This is a genomic window from Streptomyces sp. NPDC058877, from assembly GCF_042742855.1.
Taxonomy (GTDB): Bacteria; Actinomycetota; Actinomycetes; order Streptomycetales; family Streptomycetaceae; genus Streptomyces.
Genome location: NZ_JBHYMF010000074.1, coordinates 24454 through 33790 on the forward strand (window position 1 = coordinate 24454; position 9337 = coordinate 33790).

Annotated in this window: 8 protein-coding genes and 1 tRNA gene; 7 read left to right on the forward strand and 2 right to left on the reverse strand. The window is 73.3% G+C overall.

Annotation, left to right across the window (positions count from 1 at the left end):
* Positions 1-19 precede the first annotated feature (19 nt).
* Together ACFW2Y_RS18835 and ACFW2Y_RS18840 are read left to right on the forward strand one after the other, a co-directional pair.
* Positions 20-1612, forward strand: a complete 1593-nt coding sequence (locus tag ACFW2Y_RS18835) for a hypothetical protein (protein ID WP_384880148.1) — start codon at positions 20-22, stop codon at positions 1610-1612.
* Positions 1609-2946, forward strand: a complete 1338-nt coding sequence (locus tag ACFW2Y_RS18840) for an AAA domain-containing protein (RefSeq protein WP_384880150.1) — start codon at positions 1609-1611, stop codon at positions 2944-2946. Before ACFW2Y_RS18835 ends, ACFW2Y_RS18840 begins: the two co-directional genes overlap by 4 nt.
* Here the strand turns inward: ACFW2Y_RS18840 and ACFW2Y_RS18845 are convergent, their stop codons facing one another.
* Positions 2947-3540 carry a peroxiredoxin-like family protein gene (locus ACFW2Y_RS18845; RefSeq protein ID WP_384880153.1) on the reverse strand — a complete coding sequence of 198 codons (594 nt, stop codon included), beginning with the start codon at positions 3538-3540 and terminating at the stop codon, positions 2947-2949.
* A gap of 91 nt (positions 3541-3631) precedes the next feature.
* Here ACFW2Y_RS18845 and ACFW2Y_RS18850 point away from each other — a divergent pair, with 91 nt between their 5' ends.
* From ACFW2Y_RS18850 to ACFW2Y_RS18865, 4 genes are all read left to right on the forward strand, one after another.
* Positions 3632-4249 carry a TetR/AcrR family transcriptional regulator gene (locus tag ACFW2Y_RS18850; protein ID WP_384880155.1) on the forward strand — a complete coding sequence of 206 codons (618 nt, stop codon included), beginning with the start codon at positions 3632-3634 and terminating at the stop codon, positions 4247-4249.
* Positions 4250-4366: 117 nt separating this feature from the next.
* Entirely contained in the window at positions 4367-4723 is a 357-nt protein-coding gene (locus tag ACFW2Y_RS18855) for a hypothetical protein (RefSeq protein ID WP_384880157.1), read from the forward strand.
* A gap of 281 nt (positions 4724-5004) precedes the next feature.
* Positions 5005-5631: a bifunctional DNA primase/polymerase gene (locus tag ACFW2Y_RS18860; protein WP_384880158.1), complete on the forward strand. Its 627-nt coding sequence runs from the start codon at positions 5005-5007 to the stop codon at positions 5629-5631.
* Positions 5622-5695 (forward strand) — tRNA-Lys (locus ACFW2Y_RS18865). The genes ACFW2Y_RS18860 and ACFW2Y_RS18865 overlap by 10 nt, the downstream gene beginning before the upstream one ends.
* Positions 5696-5768: 73 nt before the next feature.
* Here ACFW2Y_RS18865 and ACFW2Y_RS18870 read toward each other — a convergent pair.
* Positions 5769-7052 carry a M6 family metalloprotease domain-containing protein gene (locus tag ACFW2Y_RS18870; protein ID WP_384880161.1) on the reverse strand — a complete coding sequence of 428 codons (1284 nt, stop codon included), beginning with the start codon at positions 7050-7052 and terminating at the stop codon, positions 5769-5771.
* A 321-nt stretch (positions 7053-7373) separates the two neighbouring features.
* Between ACFW2Y_RS18870 and ACFW2Y_RS18875 the strand changes: the two genes are divergently transcribed.
* Complete coding sequence (locus ACFW2Y_RS18875) at positions 7374-9260, forward strand: putative bifunctional diguanylate cyclase/phosphodiesterase (protein WP_384880163.1); 1887 nt, start codon at positions 7374-7376, stop codon at positions 9258-9260.
* Positions 9261-9337: the final 77 nt, after the last annotated feature.

The following is a 9337-nucleotide window of genomic DNA, read 5'->3' on the forward strand; positions in this document are numbered from 1 at the left end:
CGTCCCGGGAGGCCCTGGCATGTCGCTGATCTCCACGCTCGCACGGATGGAGGCCGTCGAGTCGGGTCGGGCGCAGCCGCTCGCGACCGTCCGGCACCGGCACCTCGCGGAACGACCCCTCGTCCTGGTGCCGTTGACCACCGCCGGTGAGGCCGGGGCCCCGTTGGGCGCGCTGGTCGGGACCGACCCCGAGGAGCCCCGTCTCCTGGTGGTGCCGCAACCCCGGGACCGTGACCTGCGGTTCGCGTTCCTCGCCGATCTGGCCGAGGAGGTGCTGGCGCACCTCGACCCGTTCACGGGGGTCGTGGAGGCGGCCGAGCGGAGCGAGGTCGACCCCGAGACGGGCAAGAAGGTGAAGGTCGAGGTCGAGCTGTGCGCCGACGCGCCGCAGTTGATCGTGCCGAGCCGGGCGGGCGTCGAGTACGTGCGGCTGCTCGGACGGTCGATGCGGTTCCGGCGGACGGCCGAGCAGGACCCCGAGGCGCCGTTCCCCGCACCGCCGCGGGTGCCGCTGCTCGGACGCTGGCTGACGCACTTCGGCGAGCGGGCCCGGGTCCCCGGGTCCTCGCTGCTGCTCTCGGCGACCGATCTGCTCAACCGGCACTGGGCGACCGGGCAGTCCTCCCTGGAGGACCAGCACCTGGGCGCGCTGCTCGCCTGGATCGACCCGTACGAGGGGGAGTCGGGTGCGGAGGCGGCGCTGCGGGCCGGATCGGGCCGGGACGCCCGGGGGCAGCTGCTGTGCCCGCCGGCCGGCCCCGCGACCGATCCGGCCTTCGACAACGCGCTGCTGGCGCCCGCGATCGAGCGGTACGACCGGGCCCGGCAGGCGCTCGGTGCGGCCGAGGACGGCGAGACGGCCGACACCGGCCTCGGCGCGCTGCACGCGGCCGAGCGGGAAGTGCGCCGCCTGGTCGCCTCCCAACTGGAGCCGACCTGGCAGGCGGTCTGGCGGGCGATCGACCTGCTGCGGGAACTGCCGGAGGGGGCCAGGGTCGAGGACCGCTGGACCCGCGACCGCTGGTCGTTCACCGGCCACCGGGACCGGGTGGCGGCCGGGGAGCCGCCGCAGCCGCGCCGGGACGACGCGGTGACGGCGGCGCAGAAGCTCGCGGCCCGCGAGCAGGCGCAGGGGCAGTTGGAGGCGCAGGAGGCCCTCGACGACCCCCTGGTCCTGGCGGGGCGGCGGCTCTCGGGCGAGGCGTTCACGGCCGAGGTGGTCGAGGTGGTGATGGCGTGGACGGAGTCCAAGCGGCCGGCGCCCCGACCGCTGGTCGCGGTCCGCACCGACGACCGGCCGCACCTGGGCGAGCGGGTGCGGGTGTACCGCTCCCTGGACGGCAAGCCGCAGACGGCGGAGTTCGTGCGGTACGAGGAGGACGGCTCGCTGCTGCTGCGGATCCTGGACCGGATGGGCCGGTCCAGGGAGCCCGCGGAGGGCTCGGTGCCGGCGAAGGGCGAGCGGATCGCCTGGACGCTGTTCGAGCACGACCAGCGGGTCGGACCGAAGCTGCCGGACCCGGAGGAGACGCCCTGGACGCACGGCGGTCCCCCCTCCGGGTCGGACGCCGTGGAACCGCCCGACGCCATCACCCCGGAGGACGTCCTGTGAACCCGACCGTGTTCGACCCCTCCGCGGAGGCGGCGCGGGCGACGGGCGCCATCTTGGCCGACACCCTGCACGGCACCGCCCGGGGCGTGGTCGTGGACTCCCCGCCGGGCGCGGGCAAGTCGACCCTGGTGGTCCGGGCCGCCCTCGAACTGGCCGCTGCCGGGCGCCCCTTGATGGTGGTGGCCCAGACGAACGCGCAGGTGGACGATCTGGTGCTGCGGCTCGCGGAGAAGGAGCCTGAGCTGGAGGTCGGCCGGCTGCACTCGAACGACACCGACCCGTACGACAAGGCGCTGGACGACTTGGCGAACGTGCGGAAGTCGGCGAAGGCCGGCGAGTTGGCCGGGCTGCCGGTCGTCCTGTCCACGGCCGCCAAGTGGGGGCACGTGAAGAACGTCGAGCGGTGGGCGCACGCCATCGTCGACGAGGCCTACCAGATGCGCTCGGACGCCTTGCTCGCGGTGGCGGGCCTCTTCGAGCGGGCTCTGTTCGTGGGCGACCCGGGGCAGCTGGACCCGTTCTCGGTGGTGGGTGCGGAGCAGTGGGCGGGGCTCGCGTACGACCCGTCGGCATCGGCCGTCTCCACCCTGCTGGCACACAATCCGGAGCTTCCGCAGCACCGGCTGCCGGTTTCGTGGCGGCTGCCGGCCTCGGCGGCGCCGCTGGTCTCGGACGCCTTCTACCCGTACACGCCGTTCCGCAGCGGCACCGGTCACGGGGACCGGCGGCTGTCCTTCGGGGTGGCCTCGGACGGTTCGGGCCCCGATCGGGTGCTGGACGAGGCGGCCGAGTCCGGCTGGGGCCTGCTCGAACTGCCCGCGCGGCACACCCCACGCACCGACCCCGAGGCGGTCGGTGCGATCGCCCTGGTGGTGCGTCGGCTCCTGGACCGGGGCGGCGCCACCGTTTCGGAGCGCTCGGACGCCCCGGTCCCGCTCACCGCGGACCGGATCGCCGTCGGCACGGCCCACCGCGACCAGGCGGCGGCGGTCCGGTCGGCCCTCGCGGAGCTCGGCGTCTCGGGCGTGACGGTGGACACGGCGAACCGGCTGCAGGGCCGCGAGTACGACGTGACGGTCGTCCTCCACCCGCTCTCGGGGCGTCCCGACGCGACTGCCTTCCACTTGGAGACGGGCCGGCTGTGCGTGCTGGCCTCCCGGCACCGGCACGCCTGCGTCGTGGTGTGCCGCGCGGGCGTGGCGGAGCTCCTCGACGAGCACCCGTCGACGGATCCGGTGCAGCTGGGGGTGGCGGTCTCGTTCCCCGACGGTTGGGAGGCGAACCACGCGGTCCTCTCCCACCTGGAGGAGCACCGGGTCGGCTGGACGCCCTGATCAGTCCGCCGGCCCGAGCGCGGCGGCGTGGGCGAGGAGTTCGTCCACCGACCACTGGTCGTAGACGTGTTCGCCGTACTTCAGGGCGGCGATCCGACCGTCCGGGGCGATCAGGAAATCGGCGGGGAGGCCGAGCCGGCCGTTGGGCTGGTTGGTGGCCGGCGGGCGTTCCCGCCCCCGGAGCAGGCGCCAGGCGCTGCGGAGCACGGCCCGGACGACGGCCGGCCAGGCCCGTGGGTCGAGCAGCGCCCTGCGGTGGGACTCCACGCCGAACTCCGCGTACAGCCTCCGGTCGGGATCGGCGACCACCGGGAACGGCAGGTGCTCCACGTGTTCGCGCAGTTCTTCGGCGGGCGAGTGGAAGAGCACCAGCTCGCGGATCCCCGCCCGCTCGATCTCCTCGTGCCGCAGGACCACCGACCGCAGGTGCAGATTGCAGACCGGGCAGCCGGCGAAGCGCCGGAACTGGACGTGGGTGGGGTGTTCGGGGTCCGGCAGGGCCAGCGGGCCCCCGAGGACCGGGGCGAGCGTCCGGGCGGGAACGCTCCGGCCGGGTTCCAGACGACCGTGCGTGCGGGGCGGGAGCGTGCTCATGGGACACCTTCCTCGGCGGAACGTGACGACAGCCTTAGGCGTACGGCGTACTCCTATCAAGATAGGCGTAGGGCGTACGCTGTCAACCGTCATGCCGCGCCCCCGCTCCCTCACCCCCGAACGCCTGGCCGCCGCCGCGCTCGCCGTCATCGACCGCGACGGGCTCGCCGCCCTCTCCATGCGCACCGTCGCCAAGGAACTCGCCATGAGCCCCATGGGGCTCTACCGGTACGTCGCCGACCGCGAGGAGCTGGAGGGGCTCGTGGTCGAGCGCGTCCTGAGCGCCGTCGACACCGCCCCGCCCGCTCCCGACGCGCCCTGGCGCGACCGGATCGAACTCATGGCCGGGCGACTGCGCGAGGCCGTCGCCCGACACCCCTCGGCCGTCCCGCTGACCGTCGCCCATCGGCACCGCTCCCCCGCCGGGCTGCGCTGGTCCGAGGCCGTGCTGGAGATCCTCACCGGGGCCGGGATCGACGGCGGACGCCGGGTCGTCGCCCTGCGCGCACTGCACGCGTACATCACCGGCGCCATCCAGCTCGAACACCTCGGGCCGCTCGCCGGCAGCGGGACCGAGGCCATCGCCGCACTGCCCGCCGACCGCTTCCCGCGGCTCGCCGAGACCGCGCACGACGCCCGGGCGATCGGCCCCGAGGAGGAGTTCTTCGGCGGCCTGCGGCTGCTCCTGCGCGGCCTCGACGACGCATGACCCGGAGGCCCGCGGAGCGGGGGGCGCGCGACGGACGGCACGCGCCCTTGCGGGAAGCGGGACAATGGAAGGCGGCCCGGGATTCCGGGCCGTGCCTGTGCGAGGAGGAGTAGGACGATGGCGGAACCCGCGGAGCGGAGCGCACAGCGGCGGCTTCGACCGGCACCGCTGATCTTCGAGCCCGTCGAGGCCACCGCCGATCCGGAGCACTTCTTCGACCTGGAGTCGATGGAGGATCCGCGCGAGCTGCTGGCCCGGGCGACAGAGCTGACGCTCGCGTTCCGGGCGGCGACGGACCGGGCGACGGAGTTCCAGGCGATCGCCGCGGCACAACTGGCGGACCCCCGCCGGTTCGACCGGCTGACGGCGGCGGACGTCGCCGAGCGGGCGGACTGGACCGAGGACTACGCCCGGAAGATGATCGAGTTCGGTCAAGACCTGATCCGGACGAACGGCGGACCGCCGGAGGACTGAGCGGACGCCCCCGACGGCGGAGGCGACGAGGCGACGAGGCGACGAGGCGACGAGGCGACGAGGCGACGAGGCGACGAGGAACACGATGCCGGGGCGTCGCGGGCGCCCACGAGGCCGGTGCGCCGGCCCCTCACGGGGCACGTGGGCGCGCGTCGGAAGCGGCCCTGCCGAAAAAGCACCATGGCATATGCCGAGGCGCACGATACTCCTCGCCCACCACCCTTGTCCGGGATTCCGGAAACCCTCGGAAACCACATCGTCACTCCCGGTACACCTGATCCATGACGACGTGGCTGCGCAACGAGACCCCCCAGGACATCTTCCGGTTCCTCCGGGAGGGCGACGAGGGACGCCACCAGACGGCACGGGTGACCGCCGACGGGGCCGCCTGGCTCACCTCCGCCGCCGGCGATCGGAGCACCGCGCTCACCCGCTGGGAATCCCGGCCGACCTCACCGGCGGCGCTGCCCTGCGGGACGGTCTTCGACGTCGTCAACGTGGACCCGGTCTTCGGGCGCCGGATGCTGGACAGGCTCTGGGAAGAGGGCCCCGGTTCGGGGCCCGTGGCGATGCACCGGGGTCGGATGATGCTCTTCGCCGCGCCGGGAACGGCCCAGCGCCTGCCGGCCCTGCTCGACTGGGAGGAGTGGGGCGAGGCGGTGCCCCGGCCCCTCTGCCACGGTCCCGGGGACGCGGTGACCGTGCCGCCGCTCGTGCCGTCCGACGCCGCCGGGCCCCGCTGGCTGGTGGCCCCGGACACCCGGCACCCCTGGCTGCCGGGGCCCGAGGTCGTGCTCTGGGCGTGCGTGCGGGCCGCCCGGTCGGTCTCCGCCGCCGACGTGCGGGTATCGATTTTTCCTCCCGCCGATTCGGATGCTAATGTCTACGACGTCAGCAGGCGCCGCTAGCTCAGTTGGTTAGAGCAGCTGACTCTTAATCAGCGGGTCCGGGGTTCGAGTCCCTGGCGGCGCACAGACGGAAGAAGCCCCTCGCGCGAGCGGGGGGCTTCTTCGTGTCGTCGGCGGTACGGGCGGGACCTTGCGGCTCAGCCCGCGGCGGGCGGGGTGATCTCGACCGTCCAGCTCCCCGAAGCCGTGCGCTCCAGCACCTCGACCCGGACGCCGCTCCCGGGCACGGTCAGGGTCTCGCCCTCTTCGAGCGGCGCGTCCGCGAGCGGCGGGTAGACGGAGTGGTCCACGCACGCCTCGGTGTCCGGGTGGGCGTCCACGACCTCGACCGGACCGTTGCCGGAGGCCGCGCCACTGCGGACCCGATAGACGAGGACGCCCTCGGTGCAGGTGTCGGCGTCGTTCCCGGCGCTGCTGCGGGCCTCGATCGCCAGGACGCTCTCGGGGCCGGTGCGCACGACGGCGAGCCGGGTGCCGAGGGTGCCGCCGGCCGCGGGCCGGACATCGGTCGGCTCCAGGCTGACCAGCCGGGAGCCGGCTCCCTGGACGCAGGTCACTTGGGCGCGGGAGAGCCAGCCGAGCTTCCACTTGTGCCAGCCGAAGAGGTCCGGAGAGAGCCCGAACTGGCTGCCCATGACGTCCCAGTCACCCACGTGGGTGTCCCAGTCGCCCTTGCCGTCGAGCGGGCGCCGGTAGAGGTCGGGCAGGTCGAAGACGTGCCCGGTCTCGTGGGCGAGGACGTTCCGGTCCGGCGGGTGCCGCTCGAAGACCGTGACGACCCGCTTGAGCTCGGTGCCGTCGACCTTGAGCGGGCGCTCCAGGTTGACGACCTTGGTCGCGTCGGAGTCCACCCCGGGCGCGTCCGGGTCGGCCACCAGGTAGACGATGTCGTACCGGGAGAAGTCGACGTCCCCGTCGGCCGCGGCGATCGCGTCGCGCAGGTAGTCGGCCCGTTTCCCGGCGTCCCAGTCGCGCCGTATGTCGTACTCCCCCGACTCCCGCGGCATCGGGGTCCACTCCGCCCGGGGGTGCGGGCGCAGGCTGAAGCGCCCGTACGAGGCCCGGTCGAAGTACTCGCTGGTCGCGGGGAAGTGGTCGGCGGCGAGTTGGGACGGCGTGGTGAGCGGCTCGGAGTCCGGGAAGGACAGGAAGATCATGACCGCGTCGAGGCCCTCGGTCGGACGCGGATAGGAACGGTTCCAGGTGTCGAGGCCGAGCGAGTGGTGGGCAGCGGTGCGGGGAAGCACACAGGGACTCGCCGAGGTCGCACCGGCGGCGGGGCCCGCGACGAGCCCGGTGGCGGCCAGGGCGGCGAGCGAGGTGAAGGCCGCCGCACCGGCGCGCAGTCGCGGGCGCTCCACTCCCCCGGGTGGCTGCTGACCCCTCACATGGACCTCCGGATCGGGAATGCGGGACACCATCACCACCTTGTGACGATTTGGTGTCTTTCGCATGTTTCCGCTACCCCGGTCGGGTGAGCGCGCGCCACGGGGTCGACGCGACACGAGCGGGTTTCAGATCACGGAAAGTCACATTCGGTCATGCCTCGACGACCCGTGTCAGACCCGCGCAGAAACGATCGGGCGGGCTTTCGCGGTGGCCAGCCTCACAGCCCCGGAGGCCCTTCGCAGTCCCCTAGAAGCTGGAACGCCCCCCGGGCCTGGCTCTATGATCGGCTCACTCTTTCTTGGCCGACCATCCCGACCACATGTGACCGGCCCGACTGCACACGGGAGCGAGCGGTGAGCGGAACCCCCGAAGGACCGGTGCACACAGAGCCGGCGGAGACACCCACGACCGAGGCCGCCACCACGGAGCGTCACCGCGCACGCCGGGCGGCCGAACTCCGCGACTACCGCGCCGCCTTCCGGGTCGCCCAGCTCGCCATGGCCGTCGTCGACGAGGACGGGGTCGTCGTCGCCGCCAACGATTCCTTCGGCACCCTCCTCGGCTCCGCGCCGGAAGCGCTCCACGACCAGGCCGCCGCCGACCTGGTCGACCTCGCCGCCGACGGACGCACCTGGCACGCCTACCGCGAGGTGCTCCGTGGCCGCCGCTCCCGCTTCCGCTGCACCCGCCGGCTCAAGCACGCCGACGGGCGCTCGCTGTGGGCCGAAGTCACCGTCGCCCCCGTGCCCGGCAGCCGGCGGGTGCTGCTGTCGATCGCGGACATCAGCGACCGGCGCGAACTCCACGCGCGCCTGCGCCATCTGCAGATGCACGACCCGGTGACCCGACTGCCCAACCGCGCACTGTTCTTCGAGCGCCTCTCGGCCGCCCTGGAGGCCGCGGCCCAGGATGCCCCGGACCCCGTCACCACGGCCGGAGCGGTGGGCCCAACGGCCGGGTCCCACACGTCGTACGAGCCGTACGGCCATGGCGGAACAGGGCGGATCGGCCTCTGCTACCTGGATCTCGACGGCTTCAAGGCGGTCAACGACACCCTCGGCCACCGGGTCGGCGACCGGCTCCTGGCCGCCGTCGCCACCCGGCTCACGGAGTGCGCGGACAGCGACGGCTACACCCGCAACGGCGGCCACCTCGTGGCCCGGCTCGGCGGGGACGAATTCGCCATCCTGGTCGAGGACTCCACCGGCACCGAGCAACTGGCGGACCTGGCGCGCTCGGTGCTCGACGCGCTTCAACACCCCTTCGACCTGGGGGGTCAGCGGCTCTCGGTCTCCGCCTCGATCGGCGTGGTCGAACGCATCGCCCACGGGACCACGGCGACCGCGCTGATGCAGGCCGCCGACACCACGCTGTACTGGGCGAAGGCGGACGGCAAGGCCCGTTGGACCCTCTTCGACCCCGAGCGCAACGCCCACCGGATGACCCGGCAGGCCCTCTCCTCCACCCTGCGTCCCGCCCTGGAGCGCGAGGAGTTCGCCCTGGAGTACCAACCGCTGGTGGACCTGACCGACGGCGTGGTGCGCGGGGTGGAGGCCCTGGTGCGCTGGAACCACCCCCAGTTCGGCCCGCTCGCGCCGAATCGGTTTGTCGGGATCGCCGAAGAGGACGGTTCCATCGTGGAGTTGGGACGGTGGGTGCTCAACACCGCGTGCCGCCAAGCCCGACAGTGGCAGAAGGACCACCCGCGCGAGCGTCCCATCTTCGTGAGCGTCAACGTGGCGGTCCGTCAGGTGTGGGACTCGGACCTGGTCGCGGACGTGGCCGGCATCCTCGCGGAGACCGGCCTCGCACCGCACCTGCTCCAGTTGGAGCTGACCGAGTCCGCCGTGATGGGTTCGAACGGCCGGCCGCTCCAGGCCCTCCAGGCACTGAGCGACATGGGCGTGCGGATCGCGATCGACGACTTCGGCACCGGCTACTCGAACCTGGCCTATCTGAGCCGGCTGCCCGTCTCCGTGCTGAAGTTGGACGGTTCTTTCGTGCGCGGCTTCCAGGACGAGGAACACGCCAACCCCGCTGACGAGTTGATCGTCGAGGCGCTCGTCCACCTCGCACACCGGCTCGGACTGACCGTCACCGCCGAGTGCGTCGAGACCGCCGGGCAGGCCAGTCGGCTGCGGCGGATCGGTTGCGACACCGGACAGGGCTGGTTGTACTCCAGGCCGGTGGCTCCGGACCGCATCGCCGCATTGATCGGCAAGGAACCGCTGCCGGTCTGAGCCGGTGGCCTGCAAAGCCGGCCCCCCCCCGCTTGCGGACGGAACCCGGCCGCGGGCCGCCCGCCGTTCCCGCGGGT